This window comes from Bacillus sp. J41TS8 (assembly GCF_018333035.1).
Taxonomy (GTDB): Bacteria; Bacillota; Bacilli; order Bacillales; family Bacillaceae; genus Bacillus; species Bacillus paralicheniformis.
The window spans coordinates 22,599-46,179 of sequence record NZ_BORF01000012.1 but is presented as its reverse complement, the minus strand read 5'-3'; the positions used below and the strand labels follow the sequence as shown (position 1 = coordinate 46,179).

At 46.5% G+C, this 23,581-nt stretch carries 20 protein-coding genes; 16 read left to right on the top strand and 4 right to left on the bottom strand.

The annotated features are described in order from the left end of the window. Window positions 1-86: 86 nt before the first annotated feature. A complete protein-coding gene (gene htpG, locus KI350_RS16055; RefSeq protein WP_023856871.1) occupies window positions 87-1,967 on the top strand; it encodes a molecular chaperone HtpG in 1,881 nt (626 codons plus the stop codon). 51 nt (window positions 1,968-2,018) lie between these two features. Here the strand turns inward: htpG and glpT are convergent, their stop codons facing one another. From glpT to KI350_RS16035, 4 genes are all read right to left on the bottom strand, one after another. Beyond that, on the bottom strand, window positions 2,019-3,377 hold the full coding sequence (gene glpT, locus KI350_RS16050; RefSeq protein ID WP_065643501.1) for a glycerol-3-phosphate transporter: 1,359 nt from the start codon (window positions 3,375-3,377) through the stop codon (window positions 2,019-2,021). A gap of 22 nt (window positions 3,378-3,399) precedes the next feature. Next, window positions 3,400-4,293, bottom strand: coding sequence for a glycerophosphodiester phosphodiesterase (locus KI350_RS16045; protein WP_065643502.1), 894 nt, complete (start codon window positions 4,291-4,293; stop codon window positions 3,400-3,402). A gap of 255 nt (window positions 4,294-4,548) precedes the next feature. Next, window positions 4,549-5,484 (bottom strand): aldo/keto reductase, encoded by a 936-nt coding sequence (locus KI350_RS16040; RefSeq protein ID WP_065643503.1) that lies wholly within the window; start codon window positions 5,482-5,484, stop codon window positions 4,549-4,551. An 83-nt stretch (window positions 5,485-5,567) separates the two neighbouring features. Beyond that, window positions 5,568-6,332 carry a DeoR/GlpR family DNA-binding transcription regulator gene (locus KI350_RS16035; RefSeq protein WP_025810534.1) on the bottom strand — a complete coding sequence of 255 codons (765 nt, stop codon included), beginning with the start codon at window positions 6,330-6,332 and terminating at the stop codon, window positions 5,568-5,570. Between the two features lie 469 nt (window positions 6,333-6,801). Here KI350_RS16035 and iolA point away from each other — a divergent pair, with 469 nt between their 5' ends. The 15 genes from iolA (at window position 6,802) to KI350_RS15960 (ending at window position 23,558) form a co-directional block, all read left to right on the top strand. After that, on the top strand, window positions 6,802-8,265 hold the full coding sequence (gene iolA, locus KI350_RS16030; protein WP_020453547.1) for a methylmalonate-semialdehyde dehydrogenase: 1,464 nt from the start codon (window positions 6,802-6,804) through the stop codon (window positions 8,263-8,265). A gap of 74 nt (window positions 8,266-8,339) precedes the next feature. Then, window positions 8,340-9,155, top strand: a complete 816-nt coding sequence (gene iolB, locus KI350_RS16025) for a 5-deoxy-glucuronate isomerase (RefSeq protein ID WP_020453546.1) — start codon at window positions 8,340-8,342, stop codon at window positions 9,153-9,155. A 27-nt stretch (window positions 9,156-9,182) separates the two neighbouring features. Next, window positions 9,183-10,160 (top strand): 5-dehydro-2-deoxygluconokinase, encoded by a 978-nt coding sequence (iolC, locus tag KI350_RS16020; RefSeq protein WP_025810535.1) that lies wholly within the window; start codon window positions 9,183-9,185, stop codon window positions 10,158-10,160. Window positions 10,161-10,191: 31 nt separating this feature from the next. Next, on the top strand, window positions 10,192-12,105 hold the full coding sequence (gene iolD / locus KI350_RS16015; protein WP_106071164.1) for a 3D-(3,5/4)-trihydroxycyclohexane-1,2-dione acylhydrolase (decyclizing): 1,914 nt from the start codon (window positions 10,192-10,194) through the stop codon (window positions 12,103-12,105). 13 nt (window positions 12,106-12,118) lie between these two features. Further along, window positions 12,119-13,021, top strand: coding sequence for a myo-inosose-2 dehydratase (iolE, locus tag KI350_RS16010; RefSeq protein WP_106071163.1), 903 nt, complete (start codon window positions 12,119-12,121; stop codon window positions 13,019-13,021). 12 nt (window positions 13,022-13,033) lie between these two features. Beyond that, window positions 13,034-14,338 (top strand): MFS transporter, encoded by a 1,305-nt coding sequence (locus KI350_RS16005; protein WP_106071162.1) that lies wholly within the window; start codon window positions 13,034-13,036, stop codon window positions 14,336-14,338. Window positions 14,339-14,361: 23 nt separating this feature from the next. Beyond that, a complete protein-coding gene (gene iolG, locus KI350_RS16000; RefSeq protein ID WP_065643505.1) occupies window positions 14,362-15,396 on the top strand; it encodes a bifunctional inositol 2-dehydrogenase/D-chiro-inositol 1-dehydrogenase in 1,035 nt (344 codons plus the stop codon). A gap of 23 nt (window positions 15,397-15,419) precedes the next feature. Beyond that, on the top strand, window positions 15,420-16,286 hold the full coding sequence (locus KI350_RS15995; protein WP_065643506.1) for a sugar phosphate isomerase/epimerase family protein: 867 nt from the start codon (window positions 15,420-15,422) through the stop codon (window positions 16,284-16,286). Window positions 16,287-16,352: 66 nt separating this feature from the next. After that, window positions 16,353-17,189: a 2-keto-myo-inositol isomerase gene (iolI, locus tag KI350_RS15990; protein WP_065643507.1), complete on the top strand. Its 837-nt coding sequence runs from the start codon at window positions 16,353-16,355 to the stop codon at window positions 17,187-17,189. Between the two features lie 21 nt (window positions 17,190-17,210). After that, window positions 17,211-18,089, top strand: coding sequence for a class II fructose-1,6-bisphosphate aldolase (gene fba, locus KI350_RS15985; protein ID WP_081303462.1), 879 nt, complete (start codon window positions 17,211-17,213; stop codon window positions 18,087-18,089). Window positions 18,090-18,296: 207 nt separating this feature from the next. Continuing rightward, window positions 18,297-19,235, top strand: a complete 939-nt coding sequence (locus KI350_RS15980; RefSeq protein ID WP_020453537.1) for a DMT family transporter — start codon at window positions 18,297-18,299, stop codon at window positions 19,233-19,235. Continuing rightward, complete coding sequence (locus KI350_RS15975) at window positions 19,192-20,469, top strand: ATP-grasp domain-containing protein (protein WP_106071161.1); 1,278 nt, start codon at window positions 19,192-19,194, stop codon at window positions 20,467-20,469. Before KI350_RS15980 ends, KI350_RS15975 begins: the two co-directional genes overlap by 44 nt. A gap of 1 nt (window position 20,470) precedes the next feature. Then, on the top strand, window positions 20,471-21,037 hold the full coding sequence (locus KI350_RS15970; RefSeq protein WP_065643509.1) for a prephenate dehydratase domain-containing protein: 567 nt from the start codon (window positions 20,471-20,473) through the stop codon (window positions 21,035-21,037). After that, complete coding sequence (locus KI350_RS15965; RefSeq protein ID WP_065643510.1) at window positions 21,034-22,272, top strand: DUF6421 family protein; 1,239 nt, start codon at window positions 21,034-21,036, stop codon at window positions 22,270-22,272. The genes KI350_RS15970 and KI350_RS15965 overlap by 4 nt, the downstream gene beginning before the upstream one ends. Further along, the gene (locus KI350_RS15960) at window positions 22,269-23,558 is read left to right on the top strand and encodes a valine--pyruvate transaminase (RefSeq protein ID WP_065643511.1); all 1,290 of its coding nucleotides are present in this window, start codon (window positions 22,269-22,271) and stop codon (window positions 23,556-23,558) included. The genes KI350_RS15965 and KI350_RS15960 overlap by 4 nt, the downstream gene beginning before the upstream one ends. Window positions 23,559-23,581: the final 23 nt, after the last annotated feature.

Genomic DNA, 23,581 nt, shown 5'->3' with positions numbered 1-23,581 from the left:
ACATCGTGCAGGCAGTGTGTTATTTAATTTGTGAACAGAATCGAACGATATATGTATATCATATGAGCAAAAGAGGAGAGAGACAGATGGCTAAAAAAGAATTTAAAGCAGAATCCAAGAGATTGCTGGACATCATGATCAACTCGATTTATTCCCAAAAGGAAGTCTTTTTAAGGGAGCTGATATCCAATGCGAGCGATGCCATCGATAAAATCTACTACAAAGCACTGACAGACGATTCACTGACGTTTAACAAAGATGATTACTACATAAAAATCTCCGCAGACAAAGAAAACAGAACGCTGACGATTGCGGACACCGGGATCGGCATGACGAAAGAAGAGCTTGAAGAACATCTTGGAACCATTGCCAAGAGCGGCTCGCTTGCGTTTAAACAAGAAAACGAATTAAAAGACGGGCACGATATTATCGGCCAGTTCGGCGTCGGTTTCTACGCCGCTTTTATGGTTGCGGACACCGTCACCGTCATGACAAAAGCCCATGGCAGCGATGAAGCGTATCAATGGGAATCAGCGGGGGCCGACGGCTATACGATCGAACCGGCTGCGAAAGAATCAGCGGGAACCGATGTCATTTTGAAGCTGAAAGAAAATACAGACGACGAAAACTATGATGAATACTTGGATGTTCATCGCTTAAAAGCGATCATCAAAACATATTCTGATTTCATCCGCTATCCGATCAAGATGGATGTCACCGTTAACAAGCCGAAAGAAGACGCTGAAAATGAATTTGAAGAAGTTCAGGAAGAACAGACAGTCAACAGCATGGTGCCGATTTGGCGAAAAAACAAAAGCGAACTGAAAGATGAAGATTACGAGGCGTTTTATACGGAAAAGCGTTACGGTTTTGACAAGCCGCTCGCTCACGTCCATACAAGCGTGGACGGCGCAGTGAGATATCATGCGATTTTATTCATCCCTGAAAATATTCCGTTCAACTACTACACGAAGGAATTTGAGAAGGGTCTTGAACTGTATTCGAACGGTGTGCTGATCATGGAAAAGTGTCCGGACCTGCTGCCTGACCACTTCAGCTTTGTCAAAGGAATGGTCGATTCAGAAGACTTATCGCTCAACATTTCGAGGGAGATGCTCCAGCATGACAGGCAGCTGAAGCTGATTGCCAAAAACATCAGCAAAAAAATCAAGAATGAGCTGAAAAGCTTGCTGAAAAATGACAGAGAAAAATACGAGTCTTTTTATCAATCGTTTGGTAGACAGCTTAAATTTGGGGTATACAATGATTTTGGAGCTCATAAAGATATGCTGAAAGACCTGCTGCTTTTCTATTCATCAAAAGAGAAAAAGCTGGTCACCCTTGATGAATATGTATCCAGAATGCCTGAAGATCAAAAATACATTTACTATGCGTCAGGCGACTCGTATGACCGAATTGAAAAGCTTCCTCAAACCGAGCTGGTTTCGGAAAAAGGGTATGAAATCCTTTATTTCACCGAGGACATCGATGAGTTCGCCATCAAAATGCTGGCGAATTATCAAGAAAAAGAATTCAAGTCGGTATCCAGCGGCGACCTCGGAATCGAAAACGATGATGAGCAAAATCAATCAGACGGGGACGACAGCCAATACAAAGACCTTTTTGAAGAGATGAAAAAGACCCTGGATGGAAAAGTGAAAAGCGTAAGGGCGTCAAAACGGCTGAAGACACATTCTGTATGCCTAGCCGCTGACGGAGAAGTCACCATCGAGATGGAGAAAATCTTAAACGCAATGCCTGACAACCAGCACGTAAAGGCTGATAAAGCATTGGAAATCAATACAAATCACGAAGTCTTCAAAACACTGCAGGATGCTTTTGAAAACGACAAAGATAAATTCAAGCTGTACACCGGCATCCTGTACAACCAGGCGCTGCTGATAGAAGGCTTGCCAATCGAAGACCCCGTCGAATTTACGAATGATATATGCAAAGTGATGGCATAAAAATAAAAAAGATACATCTCAGCTTTAGGCGAGATGTATCTTTTTTTGATGTTAATGTTTCACAACTTCCTGTCCCCGCACATTCCATGTCATCGCAAAGATGAGTGCTGCGATTGCACATGAAGCGGTTAAGAGCGTAAAGCCCGCATTCCAGCCGGATGCATCGACGATAACACCCATCAGCGCATTTGCCGTCAAGGTTCCGCCCAGGTATCCGAACAGACCCGTCAATCCTGCAGCCGTACCTGCCGCTTTTTTCGGAACAAAGTCAAGCGCCTGAAGACCGATCAGCATAACTGGACCGTAAATGAGGAATCCGATCGCGATCAATGATGCCATGTCGATCATCGGATTGCCGGCTGGATTGAACCAGTATACAAGCACCGCGATCAAAACACCTACCATAAAGACAAAGCCTGCCGGTCCGCGGCGCCCTTTAAACCATTTGTCAGAGATCCAGCCGCAAAGCAATGTCCCCGGAATCCCCGCCCATTCATACAGAAAATAAGCGACACTTGATTTGCTCATATCAAAGCCTTTTTCTTCGCTTAAATAGGTTGGCGCCCAATCCAGAACGCCGTAGCGGACGAAGTACACGAAAATGTTGGCAAGTGCGATCGCCCACACCCATTTATTATTTAATACATATTTAAAGAGGATTTCTTTCGTTGATAATTCCGTTTCAAATGTTTTCTTCGACTTGCTTGAATAATCGTTGCGGTATTCCTCGATTGGAGGCAGTCCGACAGACTGCGGCGTATCCCGGATCAGCCAGTAAGAAATGACGGCAACGGCGATGGCGACCAAGGCGGGCAAAATAAATACGCCTTCATAGCCTGTAGCAGAACCCGTCATGCCTGAGAAGATGGCGACGCCGGCAACGGCTATAGGCGCCATCAGTCCCCCGCCGACATTGTGGGCGACATTCCATATGGCCGTTTTATTTCCCCTTTCGCTGACGCTGAACCAGTGGACAAGGACGCGCCCTGACGGCGGCCATCCCATGCCTTGGAACCAGCCGTTTAAGAAGAGCATGATAAACATAATGGCGATCGATGAGGTGAAGAAAGGAACAAACCCCATCAATAAGCTGATGACAGCGGAAAGGATCAAACCGGCGGGCAGGAACATCCGCGGATTGCTCCGGTCTGATATCGTGGCCATCACGAACTTGCTCAGCCCGTAAGAGATGGATAGAGCGGATAAGGCAAAGCCGAGCGCCGACTTTGAAAATCCCTCTTCGATTAAATAAGGCATGGCAAGCGAGAAATTTTTGCGAATTAAATAGTATGCCGCATAACCGATAAAGATGCCTAGAAAAACTTGCAGTCTGAATTTCTTATATTCCGAATCAATTTGATCGTCCGGCATCCGCTCAATCGGCGGTGCTGGCTTAAACAGTTTTAACATGGTATACCCCTTCTTTATTCATTTACTTCTTTTCACGCAAAACATCGCGCAGCCGGTCCGGAAAGTTGGTGAACATTCCGGTCGCTCCCCAATCGAGCAGCCGCTTCATGTCTTCTTTTTCATTCACGGTATAAGGATGGACCAGCATGCCGGTGCTTCGAATTTTTTGCACATATGCCCGGTCAATGCGGTCAAAGTTCATGCCGAGTCCGACGCTGTAAGATTGATATTGTTTTAATTCGGTGTCAGTAATGGCAGCCGGTTTGTCGTACCATAATAATTGCACAAGCGGAATGTTTGGATTAGCGTTATGAATGATTTGTAAGCTTTCAGGACTAAAAGATTGAATGATAACTTTGCTTGAATGAATGTTTGCCCCGGTCAGTTTGTATTGCTTCAGAATGTCCAGGAGCTTTTCTTCCATATGATCATAGTCTTCCGGTGATTTTGTTTCGATATAGTAGCGCGCGCTTCTCCCGAATGTTTGGATGATTTCTTCAAGGGTAGGCACTTTCAGCCCAACGTACTCCGGTTTTGCCCGCTCAGGATATGCTTCGTTAAACCAGGAGCCTGCATCAAGCTGTTTGATTTCTTTCAGCGTATAGTCTTTGACAAAACCCGTACCATTGGTCGTGCGATCCAATGTCTCATCGTGCATGGCGACCAAATGTCCGTCTTTTGTCATTTGAAGATCGATTTCTATGTAATCGCCTTTCATTTTTTGCCCGAGCTTATAAGCCAAAAGCGTATGTTCGGGAGCATGACCCGAAGCCCCGCGGTGCGCGACATTTAATACCTGACTCGGATTGAGCTGCGGCTGGGAATGGCTTGCCGCCTCCGCATGCCCGCTGAGTCCAAAACCGGCGGCAGCGATTGCAGCCGTTATAAAGAAGATGCTGCGGACAAGTTTTTTCATCAAATGATTTCCCCTTTCAAGTCGTTATGCTGAATGTTGGTGCCGGTTCATTCATTCCGGTTTTATTCGCCTCCTTATGTGACGAATAAAAAGAGAGATCCACAAAAAACCCCTGGCACAAGAGGGTCTTATTGTGAATCTCCCATTCTCCGTCACTTGTATTAACTTCTTTCCTATCATACCAAAAATGGAAGCGCTGTCAACATGATTTTAAAAATAAAGAAACCTATCTTTTAAGATAGGTTTCCTGATCATTTAGCGGGCGAACAGCCGATCGATGAAATCAATGTCCTCTTGAGACAGATTGACTTCTGCCGTTTTGAGGTTGTCGATCAGCTGATCAGCGCGTTTGGCGCCCGGAATCAATACATCGATTTCAGGTCGCGCCAAGTACCAGGCCAACACGATATGGGCGATGTCAACATTGTGTTTTTCCGCGATCGGCGCAAGCTGGTTCACTTTTCTAATGTTTTCTTTGAAGCGTTCGCCTTGGAAGTTTTCCATGTCTCTTCTCAGGTCGCCTTCCGGGAACGTTGTATCTTCGCTGTATTTTCCGGCGAGCAATCCGGAGACGAGCGGGAAGTAAGGAACAAATGAGATGTTATGCTCTTGTGTATACGGGAAGAATGTCGTCTCAGCTTCCCTGTTCAGCAGGTTGTATTCGCCTTGGAGCACATCCACCAATCCGTCTTTGTTCGCTTCTTTCAGCTGCTCAAGTGAAAAGTTGGATACCCCGATCGCTCTGATTTTGCCTTCCTGCTTCAGTTCATGGAGCGCTTGAACCGCTTCGTCTTTCGGCGTGTTCTCATCAGGGAAATGGATATAGAAAAGGTCGATATAGTCAGTTTGCAGACGCTTCAGGCTTTCTTCAACTGACTTTTTCAAAAATGCAGGGGAGTTGTCAAAGACAAAATCGTCGCCTTCTTTCTTATGGGCGGCTTTTGTCGCAATCACGACATCCTCGCGGTTGAATTCTTTGAGGACTTCGCCGATTAATTCTTCGGAACGGCCGATGCCGTATATGTAGGCGGTATCTAAAAATGTGACGCCGTTTCTGATCGCTTCCCGCACCAATTCTTTTCCCGTTTCTTCATTGAGATTCGGATAAAGGTTATGTCCTCCGACGGCATTGGTTCCCAAACCAATCGGGAATACGTGCAAATCTGATTTGCCAACTTTAACTTTTTTCATTGGATTCCCCTCCTGAAATGATATGTTGATCAATAAACTTGGCCGGCCGCTTGGATACAGCCGGTCAAGGGTGTCCACTTCAACTATACATGTTTTGCCAAATGGATTTCAATGTTGCGCTCTTTACAGTACTCGTGATATTCCTCATCCAGCGCCTGAGATGTGACGATCGCGTGCAATCTGTCAAACGGCGCGTACGTCAGCAAGGTCGACTTCCCGAATTTGGAATGGTCGGCCAGCAAGTATACTTGTTTTGCTTTTTCGGATATTTTCTTTTTAATTTCATATTCAAGCAGATCGGAGTTCGTCAGTCCATGGGTAAGTGTTGCTCCTGTTGCCGACATGAAAGCTTTATTAATATTATATTTATCCAATGTTCCCGGATCATCCATGCCGACGAAAGACTGCGTTTTCCGTTTATAGTTGCTGCCGATGATGATCAAGTTTATATTTTGCATCGCTGCAGCAGCGTTGATAATGTCGAGGCTGTTCGTTAAAACGGTTACATTTTTATTTGGATCAAGAGTTTCCAATATGGATTGGGTCGTTGTGCCGGAATCGATAAAGATCAGGTCATGGTCTTCAATAAAGCGTGAAGCGTAGTGCGCGATTTTCATCTTGGCATCCTTGTTTTGAATGGTTCTGTTTTCAAATGGGATTAAGGCCGTTTTTTCGATCGCCGTTACGCCGCCGTAGACTTTTTTTATGACTCCTTTCTCGGTCAGCTTGTTAATGTCGCGTCTGACCGTGTTTTTGGAAACATTAAAGACCTGGCAAAGCTCATCAAGCGAAACGGTGCCATTGGTCAAAATATATTCTTCCATTTCTTTGATCCGCATTAACTTCATACCAAGTATCTCCTTCTAGTATATTTGGCTAAATATATATAATAAACCCAAAAGTTAACCAATAATTGCTTAAAAAATGATAACATTAGTGGCTATTTTTTGCAAGATTTGTCCTGTTTCTTTTTATTATACAATGTTTTTCTAAATCATTTTAAGGTTTTCTATAAATCTTACAAAAGAAAAATTTAATGATTTTGATTGACTTATGGGTAAGACCGGATTAGAATATAACCAAGAAGTGACCAAAACGTGATAAAGTTGAGAAATTTCTGAGTGTAAACGTTTTATTGCGTTGCGGTTCTTTTGATAAAATCATTGTTCTATTCATTAATTTCTTTTGTAAGCGTTTAATTCCTGTTTTTTGCGAAAATCCGTTATGCACTGAAGAGCCGTTCGGCATTCATACATAATGGCTGGAACCTGCCCCATCTGTACCAGGAGATGTTTAATATTCAAGGAGGTTATAAGAATGGCAGAAATCAGAAAGTTAAGAAACTATATTAATGGAGAATGGGTTGAAAGCAAAACCGACAAATACGAAGATGTAGTCAATCCTGCGACGAAAGAAGTGCTTTGCCAGGTGCCGATTTCGACGCGCGAGGATATCGAATACGCAGCGCAAACAGCGGCTGAAGCGTTTAAGACATGGTCAAAAGTGGCCGTTCCGCGCCGGGCAAGAATTCTATTTAACTTTCAGCAGCTTTTGACTCAGCATAAAGAGGAGCTCGCCCACCTCATCACGATTGAAAACGGAAAAAACACGAAAGAAGCGTTGGGGGAAGTTGGACGCGGCATCGAGAATGTCGAGTTTGCAGCTGGAGCGCCATCCCTGATGATGGGAGATTCACTTGCTTCAATTGCAACCGATGTTGAAGCGGCGAACTACCGTTACCCGATCGGAGTCGTCGGCGGAATTGCCCCATTTAACTTCCCGATGATGGTACCGTGCTGGATGTTCCCGATGGCCATTGCGTTAGGAAACACATTTATTCTGAAACCTTCCGAGCGGACGCCGCTCCTGACGGAAAAGCTTGTTGAACTGTTTGAAAAAGCCGGACTTCCTAAAGGGGTCTTCAATGTCGTATACGGTGCGCATGATGTAGTAAACGGCATTCTCGAACACCCGGAAATTAAAGCGATTTCATTCGTCGGTTCAAAACCGGTCGGAGAATATGTCTATAAAAAAGGAAGCGAAAACCTGAAACGCGTTCAATCGCTGACAGGCGCTAAAAACCACACCATCGTTCTGAACGATGCCAATCTTGAAGACACGGTAACAAATATTATCGGCGCTGCTTTCGGATCTGCCGGCGAACGCTGTATGGCATGTGCAGTAGTGACGGTTGAGGAAGGGATCGCAGATGAATTCATGGAGAAATTGGTTCAGAAAGCATCTGAAGTCAAAATCGGAAACGGACTTGACGACGGTGTATTCCTCGGACCTGTCATTCGCGAAGACAACAAGAAACGCACACTCGGCTATATACAAAAAGGAGTTGAAGAGGGTGCGAGACTTGTCTGCGACGGACGTGAAAATGTGACAGATGAAGGCTATTTCGTCGGCCCGACAATCTTTGACAATGTCACAACTGATATGACGATCTGGAAAGACGAGATTTTTGCTCCTGTATTGTCAGTCATCCGTGTGAAGAACTTGAAAGAAGCGGTTGACATCGCCAACCAATCCGAATTTGCAAACGGCGCATGTTTGTTCACATCGAATTCGAATGCGATCCGCTATTTCCGTGAAAACATTGATGCGGGAATGCTCGGTATCAACTTGGGCGTACCGGCTCCGATGGCATTCTTCCCGTTCTCAGGATGGAAGTCTTCGTTCTTTGGCACATTGCATGCGAACGGAAAAGACAGCGTCGATTTCTATACGCGTAAAAAGGTCGTCACTGCAAGATATCCGGCGCCTGACTTCAATTAATTGTGAAAAAACCGAGCGGCGCGGTTCCCGCGCTGTTCGGATCATGTTTCAAGTTTGAAAAGGAGGCTTTATCCATGAGTCATTTGTTGCGCAAGCCGCAGGCGAATGAGCTGTCACAAGGCGTGAAGCTTGTACACGAAGTGAAAAAATCGAATTCGGATCTCAGTTATGTCGAGTTTAAAGTCCTTGATCTCGCACCGGGATCCAGCTATGAAGAATCGCTGAGCAAACAAGAATGCTGCATCGTCGCGCTTACCGGAAAGATTACCGTAACCGATCATGAACAGACATTTGAAAATATCGGCACGAGAGAAAGCGTTTTCGAAAGAAAGCCGACCGACAGCGTGTATGTGTCAAATGACCGCAAGTTCGGCATTACCGCGGTTACAGAGGCAAGAGTTGCCCTGTGCTATTCCCCTTCTGAAAATCAGCTGCCGACGAAACTGATCAAAGCTGAAGACAACGGTATTGAAAACCGCGGGAAATTCAGCAATAAACGAACCGTTCATAACATACTTCCGGATTCAGATCCTTCAGCGAACAGCCTTTTAGTCGTCGAAGTCTACACTGAAAGCGGAAACTGGTCCAGCTATCCGCCGCACAAGCATGATCAAGACAACCTGCCTGAAGAGTCCTTTTTAGAAGAAACATACTACCATGAACTTGACCCGCAGCAAGGCTTTGTATTTCAGCGCGTCTACACAGATGACCGTTCTATCGACGAGACGATGACTGTTGAAAATGGAAACGTTGTCATCGTGCCGGCCGGATACCATCCTGTCGGGGTGCCTGACGGATACACATCCTATTATTTAAACGTGATGGCAGGGCCGACGCGGAAATGGAAGTTTCATAACGACCCTGACCATGAATGGATTTTGGAACGCTAACAATAAGGCAAGGAGAGGCTGTTGAAGATGAGGTATACGTTTAATGAAGAGAAAGAATTTGACATTGTAGCGATCGGCCGCGCATGCATCGATTTAAACGCAGTCGAATACAACAGACCGATGGAGCAGACGATGACATTTTCAAAATATGTCGGCGGCTCCCCGGCTAATATTGCAATCGGCAGTTCCAAATTAGGATTGAAGACTGGCTTTATCGGCAAGATTCCGGATGACCAGCACGGCAGATTCATCGAAACCTATATGAGAAATACGGGTGTCGATACGTCACAAATGGCGGTCGATAAAGACGGACATAAAGCGGGGCTTGCTTTCACAGAAATTTTAAGCCCTGAAGAATGCAGCATTTTAATGTACAGGGATGATGTTGCAGATCTTTACCTTGCCCCTTCTGAAGTGAACGAAGACTATATTGCAAAATCGAAGATGCTTCTTGTGTCAGGTACGGCGCTGGCTAAAAGCCCTTCCCGCGAAGCGGTGCTGAAAGCCGTGCAGTTGGCGAAAAAGCATCAAGTGAAAGTGGTCTTTGAGCTTGACTATCGTCCATATACGTGGACATCTGCGGAGGAAACGTCCGTTTACTATACGCTTGTTGCCGAACAATCAGACATTGTCATCGGAACGCGTGATGAGTTTGATGTAATGGAAAATAAGAGCGGCGGCAGCAATGAAGAATCTGTTCAGCATTTGTTTGCACATTCCGCAGATCTTGTCGTTATCAAGCACGGTGTCGAAGGTTCATATGCATACAGCAAATCCGGAGACATCTTCCGGGCGAAAGCATACAAAACGAAGGTCTTAAAAACGTTTGGAGCGGGGGATTCATACGCTTCCGCTTTCCTCTACGGACTCGTTTCAGGCAAAGATATTGAAACTGCGCTGAAATACGGAAGCGCTTCCGCATCCATTGTTGTTTCCAAGCACAGCTCATCTGAAGCGATGCCGACAGTCGCCGAGATTGAAGAGCTTATCGCGGCTCAGTCTTAAATGAAGAATATGAATAAAGGTGGGATCGTTTGTGGGCAAGAAAATACGTTTAACCACAGCACAAGCGTTAATTAAATTCTTAAATCAGCAGTACATCCATGTAGATGGTGAAGAAACACCGTTTGTCGAGGGGATCTTTACGATTTTCGGCCATGGGAACGTCGTTGGCATCGGCCAGGCGCTTGAACAGGATGCGGGCCATTTAAAGGTGTTTCAAGGCAAGAATGAGCAGGGAATGGCACATGCGGCAATGGCTTACAGCAAGCAGATGCTGAGGAGGAAGATCTATGCTGTATCAACATCAGTCGGACCGGGAGCAGCTAACCTTGTGGCCGCCGCAGGTACGGCGCTTGCGAACAATATTCCGGTTCTCTTGATTCCGGCTGATACATTTGCAACGAGACAGCCTGATCCTGTTCTTCAGCAAGTAGAACAGGAATACAGTGCGGCGATTACGACGAACGATGCTTTGAAGCCTGTTTCGAGGTATTGGGACCGGATTACGCGCCCTGAACAGTTGATGAGCAGTCTGATTCGCGCTTTTGAAGTGATGACAGATCCTGCAAAAGCGGGTCCTGCAACGGTTTGCATTTCTCAAGATGTTGAAGGGGAAGCCTATGATTTCGATGAAAGCTTTTTTGAGAAACGCGTTCACTATATTGACCGCAAAGAGCCGAGTGAGCGTGAATTGAAGGGAGCGGCAGAGCTGATCAAGTCGAGCAAAAAACCGCTCATCTTGGTCGGCGGCGGAGCGAAATATTCCGGAGCGCGCGACGAACTGATCGCCATGTCTGAAGCGTACAATATTCCGCTGGTGGAAACCCAGGCCGGGAAATCCACAGTTGAAGCTGATTTTGCCAACAACTTGGGCGGAATGGGCATCACCGGTACGCTGGCGGCAAACAAAGCGGCTCGCGAGGCTGACCTGATCATCGGAATCGGCACGCGCTATACCGATTTTGCGACATCATCAAAAACCGCTTTTGACTTTGACAACTCAAAGTTTTTAAACATCAATGTCAACAGAATGCAGGCATATAAACTGGATGCTTTCCAAGTCGTTGCAGATGCAAAAGTAACGCTCGGCAAGCTGCACGGTTTATTGGAAGGCTATAAGAGCGAATTCGGTTCGATCATCAAGGAGCTGAAAGACGAGTGGCTTGCTGAGCGTGACCGTTTGAGCAAGGTAACATTTAAGCGCGAAAACTTCACACCTGAAATTAAAGATCATTTTTCTCAAGACATACTCAACGAATACGCGGATGTACTGCAAACCGAGCTCCCGCAAACAACGGCATTGCTCGCCATCAATGAAACAGTTGATCCGGACAGCGTCGTCATTTGTTCAGCAGGCTCATTACCGGGGGATCTGCAGCGGCTGTGGCATTCAAACGTACCGAATACGTACCACCTGGAATACGGCTATTCCTGCATGGGATATGAAGTATCGGGAACACTCGGCTTGAAATTGGCTCATCCTGATAGAGAAGTTTATTCACTGGTCGGAGACGGAAGCTTCCTGATGCTTCACTCAGAGCTCATCACCGCAATCCAATATCATAAAAAAATCAACGTACTGCTCTTTGACAACTCAGGATTCGGCTGTATCAACAACCTGCAAATGGATCACGGAAGCGGCAGCTACTACTGCGAATTCAGAACAGCAGACAATCAGATTCTCAACGTCGACTACGCGAAAGTGGCCGAAGGCTATGGAGCGAAAACCTACAAAGCGAACACGATCGAAGAATTAAAAGCGGCGCTGGAAGATGCCAAAAAACAAGATGTCTCAACATTGATCGAAATGAAGGTGTTGCCGAAGACGATGACGGACGGCTATGACAGCTGGTGGCACGTAGGTGTTGCAGAGGTTTCCGAACAGGAAAGCGTGCAAAAGGCGTATGAAGCAAAAGAAAAAATGCTGAAATCTGCAAAGCAGTATTAAAGGAGGCACCAGGATGGGCAAGACACAAATTCTATGGGGCATCGCCCCCATAGGATGGCGGAACGATGATATTCCGGAAATCGGCGCGGGAAACACACTTCAGCATTTGTTGAGCGACATTGTTGTTGCAGGCTTTCAAGGCACAGAAGTGGGCGGCTTTTTTCCGGAACCGGCCATTCTCAATAAAGAGCTCGAGCTGAGGAACCTAAGGATTGCCGGCAAGTGGTTCAGCAGCTATATCATTCGGGACGGCATTGAAGAAGCAGCCAAGGAATTCGCGGCTCACTGCCAGTACTTGAAAGACGTCCATGCCGATGTTGCGGTCGTATCAGAACAGACGTACAGTGTGCAGGGCTTGGATAAAAACGTGTTTAAAGAAAAGCCTTATTTCAACGATGAAGAATGGCAGCGGCTATTTGCAGGTTTAAATCACCTCGGGGAAATCGCCGGCCGGTACGGCCTGAAGCTTGTCTACCATCATCACCTCGGCACAGGCGTGCAGACAGAGGAAGAGGTGGACCGGCTCATGGCGGGAACTGACCCGGCACTCGTGCACCTTCTGTATGATACTGGGCATGCCTACATTTCAGATGGAAATTATATGAACATATTAGAGAAGCATATGGACCGGATTGGGCACGTTCATTTTAAAGACGCGCGCCTCAAGATCATGGAGAAATGCAAGCAGGAAGGAAAATCGTTTCAACAGGCGTTTTTGCAAGGGATGTTCACAGTTCCAGGCGACGGCTGCATCGATTTTAGAGAAGTCTATCAAACGCTTCTAAAGCACGGCTATTCCGGCTGGATCGTAGTGGAAGCCGAGCAGGATCCCGATGTTGCCAACCCGCTTGAATACGCATTGATCGCCAGAAAGTATATCGATCGTCACTTGTTGAATGTCCCAGCAACCAATTAGGGGGGCTCTAAATTGAGCAATGGAAGTGCAGCAGTCTCACCATTCAATAAACGAACCGTCGCAGCAGCTTTGGCAAATTACATTGATGCAGGCTCCATTGTCGCAGGATCGGCAGGATTATCTTTATGGGTCAGTTACCTGAAGCTTTCTGATACACAGATCGGACTGCTCGGCGCATTTAGCGCCAACGCCATCTCGGCAGCAATCGGAGCGCTGCTCGGAGGCTTTTTGGCCGATAAAATTGGCCGAAAGGCTGTCTATACGAACAGTATGCTGGTTTATGCACTGGGGATTTGTTTAGTATTGTTCGGCACCAGCTTCCCCTTTTTGTTAAGCGGTTACATGATTATCGGTTTATCGGTAGGAGCTGATATTACAGCTTCCTGGACGATCATCGCGGAGAACGCACCTAAGAAAAACAGGGCCCGTCATTGCGGTGTTGCACAGGTCGCATGGGCTGCGGGAGCGGTTGTGGTCCTGCTGCTGTCGGTCCTGCTCGGTGATTTAGGCTTATTGGGCAATAAAATCGTGTTTGGGCATTTGCTCGTTATCGCATTGATCACCTATGTTCTGCGGAAAAGGCTGCCGGAATCCGATGCCTGGCAGGATCAATCCGAATCGGCTCAAGCCGTCAGAAAGCCGAAGACGTCTTATCTCGATTTGCTTCAGCCTAAGTATTTGAAAAGCATTTTATTTTTAATGGGCGTGTACTTAATTTGGAATCTGGCCGCAGGTGTCATGGGCTTTTTCATGCCTTACATTTATCAGCAGGTCGGCGGTGTGTCAGTGACCATGGCAAACATTTTACAGATGGGGCTGTTTATTTTCACCGGGCTTGGCGTCGCTTTTATCTTCATGCCGTTTGCAGACAAATACAGGAAGACAGTGTTTGGGATCTCCGCATTTGCAGCGGTGATCGGCTGGTCATTGTTTCTGCTTCCGGCAGAAGGCATGCCGATCCTCATCCTCTTTATCGTGATGATCGGCATGAACAATGGGGCCGGGCAACAGGCCAACTATCAGTTATGGGCGAGTGAAATTTTCCCGACGGAATATCGCGCGTCTGCACAAGGCTTGATGTTCTTCCTCGTTCGTATTTCAATCGGAGCTTGGAGCCTTTTCGTTCCAATGATCATCTCGAATTTTGGAATTGCATTTATGGCGGCCATTCTCCTTGGATGTGTAACGGCCAGCATGCTCATCGGGCTCTTTTTTGCACCGAATACATCCGGTAAGTCGCTTGAACAAATTCAGGAAGAGCTGTACGGGACTCCTCCGGCTCAAGCTGGGCAAGTGCAAACAAGAAAAATTATGTAACTATTTTGAAGGAGTGGCTATCAATGAAATTACGCATTGGTGTTATTGGTACAGGAGCAATCGGAAAAGAACACATCAACCGCATCACGAATAAATTAGCCGGCGGCGAAATTGTCGCGGTCACCGATGTAAACCAGGAGGCAGCTCAGCAAGTTGTAACAGACTACAGCCTGAACGCCAAGGTCTATCCGGATGACGACAGTCTCATCGCAGCCGAAAATGTAGACGCAGTCTTAGTCACAAGCTGGGGACCGGCACATGAATCAAGCGTTTTGAAAGCGATTAAAGCGAACAAATTCGTATTTTGCGAAAAGCCTCTGGCGACCACTGCGGAAGGATGCATGAAGATCGTCAATGAAGAAATTAAAGCGGGCAAACGTCTCGTTCAAGTCGGCTTTATGCGCCGTTATGACAGCGGTTACGTACAGCTGAAAGAAGCGATCGACAACCGGGTCATCGGCGAGCCTCTCATGATCCATTGTGCGCACCGCAACCCGGTTGTAGGCGACAACTATACGACAGATATGGCTGTTGTCGATACGCTTGTCCATGAAATAGACGCCCTGCACTGGCTGATCAATGACGACTACGAATCCGTTCAGGTCATTTATCCGAAAAAATCGAAAAACGCGCTTCCTCATTTGCGTGATCCGCAAATCGTCATCATCGAAACGAAAGGCGGAGTCGTGATCAATGCGGAAATCTATGTCAACTGCAAATACGGCTACGATATCCAGTGTGAAATCGTCGGCGAAGACGGAATCGTGAAGCTTCCTGAACCGTCAAGCATCTCTCTCAGAAAAGCCGGCAAATTCTCGACGGATATCCTTATGGATTGGCAGCGCCGTTTTGTAGACGCTTACGATGTAGAAATCCAAGATTTCATTGACTCGATCCAACAGAAAGGCGAGGTCAGCGGGCCGACTGCATGGGACGGCTATATCGCCGCCGTGACGACGGACGCCTGTGTAAAAGCTCAGGAATCCGGACAGAAAGAACCTGTGGCGCTTCAAGAGAAACCGGAATTCTATCAAACATTTACAACTGTTCAAAAATAAAAATTTCCCAAGGAGTGAAAAGTATGAAATTAGCATTGGATCCATCGATGTATCGCGATGATTTAACTTTGGAGGAAACGGTCTATAAAACGGCGGAGCTTGGCTACGAATATATCGAACTATCGCCGCGCGAAGATTTTTGTCCATTCTATAAATATCCGAAAGTCGATTCAGCTAAAATCAAACAATTAAAGCGGCTTTTAAGAGATACCGGTGTTAAGCTTTCATCGCTCCTTCCGCTTTACCACTGGGCCGGTCCTGATGAAGATCGCCGTCAGGCAGCAGTGCGCAATTGGAAAAGGGCGATCGAAATTGCGGTTGAGCTTGAAGTCGATTTGATGAACAGCGAATTCAGCGGTTCAAAATACGATCCTTTAACAAGTGAAGAAAAATTTATTAAATCCATGGATGAGCTTTTGCCAGTCTTTGAAAAAGAAGGCATTAAACTCAATCTTCAAGCTCATCCATACGATTTTATCGAAACACACAAAGGTGCGATGGATATGATCCGCGCGCTTGACAAGGACTGGATCAATCTTGTCTACTCGACTGCGCACACATTCTTCTATGACGACGGAAAAGGCGACATCGAGACCATGTTTCACGAAGCCGGCGATCGCCTCACACACGTTTTATTCGCAGATACTTATAATCATAAAGCGGCTCATGGCCTTCGCTACATCGTCAATCCGCCTGACGCAAAAGTAACGGTTCACCAGCATTTGGACATTGGTCAAGGCGAGGTCGATTTTGATACGATTTTCAGAAAGTTGAGAGAAATGAAGTTCGATGGAATTGCGACGAACGCCGTTTTTGCCTGGGTTGACGAAAGAGCGGATGAATCAAGCAGATTCATGCTTGAAAAATTGAAACAGGAATTACTAGGATAAGCCCCTGAGTTCGGCGCCCTGCCGAACTCGCTCTTCACAAGGATATTTAGATAAGGAGAATCTAATATGAAGCTATGCTTTAACGAAGCAACGACGTTGGAAAATTCAAACCTAGCAAAAGACCTCGAATACTGTGAGAAGCACGGATACGATTATATCGAAATCCGGACGATGGATAAGCTTCCTGAGTATGTAAAAGACCATTCTCTCTCAGAGTTAGCCGAGTATTTTCAAACGCATCATATTAAGCCGCTGGCCTTGAATGCCCTTGTCTTTTTCAACAACCGCGATGAAAAAGGGCACCGTGAAATCATCGAAGAATTTAAAGGCATGATGGAAACATGCAAAACGCTTGGTGTGAAATATGTGGTCGCGGTACCGCTTGTCACCGAACAAAAAATCTTAAAAGAAGATATTAAAGCAAGCTCCGTCGAAGTGCTGACAGAGCTGTCAGACATCGCTGAGCCGTACGGTGTAAAGATCGCTGTCGAGTTTGTCGGTCATCCGGAGTGCACAGTCAATACGTTCAGCCAGGCCTATGACATCGTCATGACCGTGAACCGCGATAATGTCGGCCTTGTTTTTGACAGCTTCCACTTCCATGCAATGGGTTCGGATATTGAGGATTTGAAAAAAGCGGACGGCAAGAAGATTTTCATCTATCATATCGATGATACGGAAGACTTTCCAATCGGCTTTTTAAGAGATGAAGACCGTGTTTGGCCGGGACAGGGGGCCATCGACTTGGATGCCCATTTATCAACTTTGAAAGACATCGGTTTTTCGGATGTCGTATCAGTTGAATTGTTCAGACCTGAATACTATAAGCTGAGCGCGGAAGAAACGATTCGAACGGCCAAAGAAACAACAGTTGAAGTTGTTTCAAAATACTTCAAGATTTAATACGGGATAGGAGGGGTGAACGTGGCTTTCGTTTCCATGAAAGAACTTCTTCAAGAAGCAAAGGAACAACATTATGCAATCGGTCAATTTAATATTAACGGCCTTCAATGGACAAAAGCGATTCTACAGGCAGCGGAAGAAGAACGGTCACCTGTCATCGCAGCCGCCTCAGACCGGCTCATCGATTATTTGGGCGGATTTAAGACGGTTTCCGCAATGGTTGCGGCTTTGATTGAGGAAATGTCGATCTCCGTTCCCGTCGTGCTTCACCTTGACCATGGCAAAAATCCGGAGCGCTGCAAGCAAGCGATAGACGCCGGTTTTAGCTCAGTCATGATCGACGGCTCGCATTCACCAATCGATGAAAATATCGCCATGACAAAAGAGGTCGTGTCATACGCCAGAATTCGCAATGTTTCGGTTGAAGCAGAGGTTGGCACCGTAGGGGGCATGGAAGACGGGCTCATCGGCGGGGTGCAGTATGCCGACATCGGTGAATGCGAACGCATTGTCAAAGAAACCGGTATCGATGCTTTGGCAGCCGCGCTTGGCTCTGTTCATGGAAAATATCAAGGCGAGCCTAATTTAGGATTTAAGGAAATGGAAGAAATCTCACGGGTAACGGACATTCCGCTTGTTCTTCATGGAGCTTCGGGCATCCCGGCTGATCAAATCGCTAAAACGATCCGTCTGGGCCATGCGAAAATCAACATTAATACCGAATGCATGGTGGCCTGGACCGAGAAAACGCGCAGCATGTTTAAAGACAATCCCGATTTATATGAACCCCGCGCCTATATGACGCCAGGGATCAGCGCAGTCAAAGAAACGGTCAAACATAAAATGAGAGAATTCGGGTCATCCGGAAAAGCGGTATGCATCCAAAAGATAGAAATATAATCTAGATCAATATCGCCTCCACTCACTTATCGAAGTGAGTGTTTTTTTGTGGGCAGTATTTGTAAAGATATTCTAAAGGTTCAAAAGAATGATTGACTGTAATTGATATAATAGTTATAATTTCCCTCATAATACATTTTGATCAGAAAAGATTTTATTTTCTGAAAATAAATGACAGCAAGACAATAACAAAATCAGGTGAATGCTATGCGGACAAACGTTTTAAAGTATCGGGTTCATATTTTATTTATCGTGTTATGTTTGATCGGCGGGACGACATGGGCTTTTCAAAAAGCCGGGTTGAGTGACAGCCTTCCATTTTGGTCCGCCGGCATGCGATTTATGATCGCAAGCATTTTGATCGCGGCGTTTCTTTTGATACGGAGGCAGTTTGTGCTGTCAAAGGAACTGCTGGTGCTGTCGTTTTTGAACGGTATCATGTATTTTTCCGTTCCGTTCGGATCTGTTTATTGGGCCTCTCTTTATTTGCCGAGCGGGTTGGTGTCTATATTAGCGGCAAGCATTTCAGTCTTTGCCCTGATGATCAACCGCCTCGTTAAGGGGACACCGGCGACGAAATTGCAAAAATGGGGGATATGCCTTGCTTTGCTCGGCATTACAATCGTGTTTGGCAATCAGCTGTTGATCAAAGTCGATGTTATTGAAATCGTCGCCATGATTGTGATTTTGTGCGCGATGTTTGGCTCGGCTTTTATTCAAATCAAAGTACAGCAAAGAATTCGTTCGCTTCCGATCTTAAGCTTTAACTCCCTTTCAATGCTGAGCGGCGGAGCGGTATTGCTCATCAGCAGCCTCATCTTTGAAAGCGGGACAAGAACGTTTTCCGGCGTGAGCCTTTATGCGCTGCTTTATTTAGCGGTTGTCGGCTCGATATTAGGTTTTTGGATCAACATTTATCTGCTTAAAAAATGGCACATCTCAAAAGCGACTTCCCACTTGTTTATCTCCCCTGTCATTGCGCTTTATATCGGATTTCTGTTTCTTGATGAAAAACTGAACGCGAATATTTATTTAGGAACGCTGTTTGTCATATTCGGTGTGATGTTCATCAACTTAAAAAAAGAAGAGAGGATCGCGAAAATTGACGATACGAAACAAAAACTTGGCCATCATTTGTCAAAATAAGCACTTGCCATTTATTTTTGAAGAAGCTGAGCATTTAGGATTGAAGGTCACGTTCTTTTACAATTCAGCCGAAGATTTCCCGGGCAATCTTCCGGCTGTGGAACGCTGTGTGCCGCTGCCGTTATTTGAAGATGAGGAAGCGGCGTTGGAAATCGTCAAACAGACATTTGTCGAATTTCCGTTTGACGGCGTTATGACACTGTTTGAGCCGGCATTGCCTTTCACGGCAAAAGCCGCTGAAGCTTTGAGTCTGCCAGGGCTTCCTTTCACAACAATGGAAAACTGCCGCAATAAAAATAAAACCCGCAGCATCCTTCAGCAAAACGGCCTGAATACGCCGGTTTTCCACGAGTTCCATACGCTCGCTGACCTGGAAGACAGGAAACTGACTTATCCATTAGTCGTTAAGCCGGTCAACGGCTTTTCAAGCCAGGGCGTCGTCCGTGTTGATGATCGGAAGGAGCTTGAGGAGGCCGTCCGGAAAGTCGAGGCCGTCAACGAGAGGGACCTTAATCGATTCGTACACGGCAAAACGGGCATCGTAGCCGAGCAATTTATCGATGGGCCGGAATTTGTGATTGAAACGCTGTCGATCCAAGGAAACGTACATGTTCTTTCGATTGGATACAAAGGGAACAGCAAAGGTCCGTTTTTTGAAGAAGGTGTTTATATTGCTCCGGCTCAATTGAAAGAAGAGGCGCGCCTTGCGATTGTCAGGGAAGTGACAGGCGCCGTCTCAGCGCTGGGCATTCATCAGGGGCCGGCTCATACAGAGCTGAGGCTGGACAAGGACGGAACACCTTATGTTATCGAGGTGGGCGCCAGAATCGGCGGTTCCGGGGTTTCACATTACATCGTCAAAGAGAGCACGGGCATCAACTTTATGCAGCTTGTCTTGCAAAACGCAATAAAGCCACTGGAGAGCAGCGAGTTTAAAGAAGAGATCCGGCCTGTAAAGACGGCTGGCAATTATATCATTCCTGTACAGGGCTCCGGCACTTTTGAAAAAATCGACGGACTGGAAGAAGTCAAACAGAGGCCGGAGGTAAAGCGGGTGTTTCAATTTATGAGAAGAGGCGCGAAAATTCTGCCGTACCCGCATTTTTCCGGTTATCCCGGTTTTATATTAACAAGCCATCATTCATATGAAGAATGCGCAGCTTTCTACCGGGAACTGGATGATGAGCTTCATATCATATATCAAAATAATTTGACGGGTACAATAGGAGGTTAAGATGATCTCGACTAAAGTGCAGGAAGAGCAAGCCGTGATGATTGTCCATACGCTCGGTCCCAAAGGCACGAACTGCGAAAAAGCCGGCCTGCTTTGGCTCAAAAACAAAGGGGTCCGCGGGGAAGTCAGGCTTTATGAAACGCTGGAAGAAGCGCTGCCACATGTTAAATCGACAGAAAATTCAGTCCTTTTAGGCTGCGCCGTTTACCCGTTTTTGCATCAAATCGTATTTGAGAATCTCGCTGATTTAAAGATTATAGACAGTTTTGTGATGCCGACATACAACATGGTTTTTGCCGCAAAACAGCACACGATGGCATCAGACATTCAAACCGTCGCTTCACACCCCGCTCCCGCCCATCTGGCGAAGCTGTTCAGCAGCCAAGTCCAATTTGTCACCAGCAATGCACAAGCGGCCCTGGCCTGCGCTTCAAACGCGGCTGACGGCTGTATCACGACGATTAAAGCAGCTGATGAACACGGTTTGAAAGTCATTCAAGATTTTGGGGAAGTGCCGATGTGTTTTACGATTCACGGGCTTAAATCAATCGAAGGAGGAAGCCGATGACGACATTGACAGGGGACATTGTAAACTTGGTCAACGAGCAGATTGTACCGAACATTCATGAATTGCAGACGTACCAAAATGATAAAGGACAGATTACAGAGCATCACGAAAGGGCGGAACAACTTCTGCTGCAATTGATAGAAGACGCTGGAACCATTTATGAAGCGGTTCACCTAACAGCTGCAAAAGAGGCGTTTAAACAGGACGTCTTGGATTGGATCGGACGCGGATTAGGGGAGACGCCGTATTTTGACCGGTTATTGACGGCTTACCGGGCTCCGAATGATCAGGAGACGACCTTTTTTGCGGCGCCGATCGTGACGCCGAATGGGCCGCATGCGAAAGGCTGTTATTTTGAAGCCTTTTTGGCCGTTCGTGAAGAACCTGCGATGATGCGGCCGATAGAAGAGGAGCTGCCCCATCCTGAAAACGGCTGTCAATCGCTCAAGCTTCTCGCCGGAACAAAGGGGTTCACGGAAGAAAAATGTATCGTATTCTTCCCGGAAAATGTGAAAACAAAAGAGAACATTACATCACAGACATTCGCGATTTTCTATTTTAATAAGTTTTATCACATTTACCATGAGGACACGCTGAAAAGAGCGAGGGCCATTTTTGAACATGCGCCTTTCAAGTCTGCTCTGCTTTCTCCCGACCGCACATATGAAGCAAGGGTGCTGTGGGGCTACCTTCATGACTATTTTCATCATTGCGGACAAAAACCTTTTCATCTGCATATTCAGGCGAAAATGAATTTTTTCGCAGGTATTTTAGAAGAAGTCAAGGTCGATTGCCAAGCGATCCTCACCTTGTGGGAGCGGCAATATGACGGCTGGGAGGAAATTATCGAATTTGTTTTGTATGAACGGCTGCTGCGCTATCCGAGCCAGCATAATGCAACGCAGAACTTTGATTCCGGGACAGGCTATTTTTTGTTCAGCTGGATCATTGAAAATGGCCGTTCCATTCAAAAAGGAGAAGAGAAACCCGTGTCGCTTGACCTTTCCCGATGCATGGACGATTTAAAAAAGCTTGTGGCTGAAATCGAACAGCTGGAAGAGATCGAGGATGACTCGGCGTACAAAGAGGCGGCGGAACGCTATGTCAGACAATACCTGCCTCCCGGGCGGGAAGGCGAGCGGTTCAGCGTTCCGGAACAATATTTCATTGACGAGATCAATAAGAAAATCGACACCGCCCGTCTTCAGTTTGAGCGGGAGAGACTGGAAGCGTGAAGCCGGCATTAAGCAAAATCGGAGAAAAAATGAATGAGAAGACAGGGGTCAGGGCTGTGATGAACGATATTCAGGAAGTCCTGGCCGGCGGAGAGCGGTCATACATTAATTTAAGTGCGGGCAATCCAATGATACTGCCCGGCGTGTCAGCCATGTGGAAGTCGGCTCTTGCCAATCTGCTTGACGATGACAGGTTTTCTTCGGTAATCGGCCAATACGGATCGAGCTATGGTACCGATGAACTGATTGAAAGTGTTGTCCGCTTCTTTTCAGAGCGGTATCGCGCCGACATTCGAAAAGAGAATGTGCTGATTACAGCCGGAAGCCAGCAGCTGTTTTTTCTGGCGATTAATTCGTTTTGCGGAATGGGAAGCGGGTCTGTGATGAAAAAAGCCTTGATACCGATGCTTCCCGACTATTCGGGATACAGCGGAGCGGCGTTGGAGCGGGAGATGATTGAGGGGATACCTCCGCTCATTTCGGTATTGGATGAACATACGTTTCGATATGAGCTCGACCGTGAGGCGTTTTTAGAGAGGATGCGGACCGATCCGTGCATTGGCGCTGTCTTGCTTTCACGGCCGAACAATCCTTGCGGAAACATCTTGCCTGGTGAACATGTAGCATTCATTTCAGACGCCTGCCGAGAAACGAATGTTCCGCTGTTCATTGATTCCGCATATGCTCCGCCTTTTCCGGCGATTCATTTTATCGACATGGAACCGATTTTCAACGATCAGATTATCCACTGTATGAGCCTTTCAAAAGCAGGCCTGCCTGGCGAAAGGATCGGAATCGCCATCGGGCCGTCCCGGTATATTCAGGCAATGGAAGCTTTTCAGTCGAATGCGGCGATCCATTCTTCAAGGCTGGGGCAGTATATGGCGGCATCTGTATTGAATGACGGGCGCCTCGCCGACGTGTCGCTAAATGAAGTCAGGCCGTATTACCGCAATAAATTCAAGCTGCTCAAGGAAACGCTTTTAGGCAAGATGCCCGAAGACATCAAATGGTATTTGCACCAAGGGGAAGGGGCGCTTTTCGGATGGCTGTGGTTTGAAGACTTGCCGGTGACTGATGCGGCGCTGTATGAGTATATGAAAGCCGACGGAGTCATCATCGTTCCCGGCTCATCTTTCTTTCACCATCAATCCCGGTACATAGCGCATTCACACCAGTGTATACGAATCAGCTTAACCGCGGCGGATGAAGATATCATAAAGGGAATCGATGTTTTAGCTAAAATTGTGAAGGATGTATATGAAAAGCACGTTGAATACTTATAAAAAAACAGGGGCTAAAGCAAGCC

Excerpts from the sequence above, each read along its gene's own strand:
- iolG (WP_065643505.1), top strand. The coding sequence starts at position 14,362 with ATGAAATTACGCATTGGTGTTATTGGTACAGGAGCAATCGGAAAAGAA.
- KI350_RS15965 (WP_065643510.1), top strand. The coding sequence starts at position 21,034 with ATGACGACATTGACAGGGGACATTGTAAACTTGGTCAACGAGCAGATT.
- htpG (WP_023856871.1), top strand. The coding sequence starts at position 87 with ATGGCTAAAAAAGAATTTAAAGCAGAATCCAAGAGATTGCTGGACATC.
- iolB (WP_020453546.1), top strand. The coding sequence starts at position 8,340 with ATGAGTCATTTGTTGCGCAAGCCGCAGGCGAATGAGCTGTCACAAGGC.
- iolA (WP_020453547.1), top strand. The coding sequence starts at position 6,802 with ATGGCAGAAATCAGAAAGTTAAGAAACTATATTAATGGAGAATGGGTT.
- KI350_RS16040 (WP_065643503.1), bottom strand. The coding sequence starts at position 5,484 with ATGAAAAAAGTTAAAGTTGGCAAATCAGATTTGCACGTATTCCCGATT.
- glpT (WP_065643501.1), bottom strand. The coding sequence starts at position 3,377 with ATGTTAAAACTGTTTAAGCCAGCACCGCCGATTGAGCGGATGCCGGAC.
- iolC (WP_025810535.1), top strand. The coding sequence starts at position 9,183 with ATGAGGTATACGTTTAATGAAGAGAAAGAATTTGACATTGTAGCGATC.
- KI350_RS16035 (WP_025810534.1), bottom strand. The coding sequence starts at position 6,332 with ATGAAGTTAATGCGGATCAAAGAAATGGAAGAATATATTTTGACCAAT.
- KI350_RS16045 (WP_065643502.1), bottom strand. The coding sequence starts at position 4,293 with ATGAAAAAACTTGTCCGCAGCATCTTCTTTATAACGGCTGCAATCGCT.
- iolI (WP_065643507.1), top strand. The coding sequence starts at position 16,353 with ATGAAGCTATGCTTTAACGAAGCAACGACGTTGGAAAATTCAAACCTA.
- iolE (WP_106071163.1), top strand. The coding sequence starts at position 12,119 with ATGGGCAAGACACAAATTCTATGGGGCATCGCCCCCATAGGATGGCGG.
- KI350_RS15995 (WP_065643506.1), top strand. The coding sequence starts at position 15,420 with ATGAAATTAGCATTGGATCCATCGATGTATCGCGATGATTTAACTTTG.
- KI350_RS15980 (WP_020453537.1), top strand. The coding sequence starts at position 18,297 with ATGCGGACAAACGTTTTAAAGTATCGGGTTCATATTTTATTTATCGTG.
- KI350_RS15970 (WP_065643509.1), top strand. The coding sequence starts at position 20,471 with ATGATCTCGACTAAAGTGCAGGAAGAGCAAGCCGTGATGATTGTCCAT.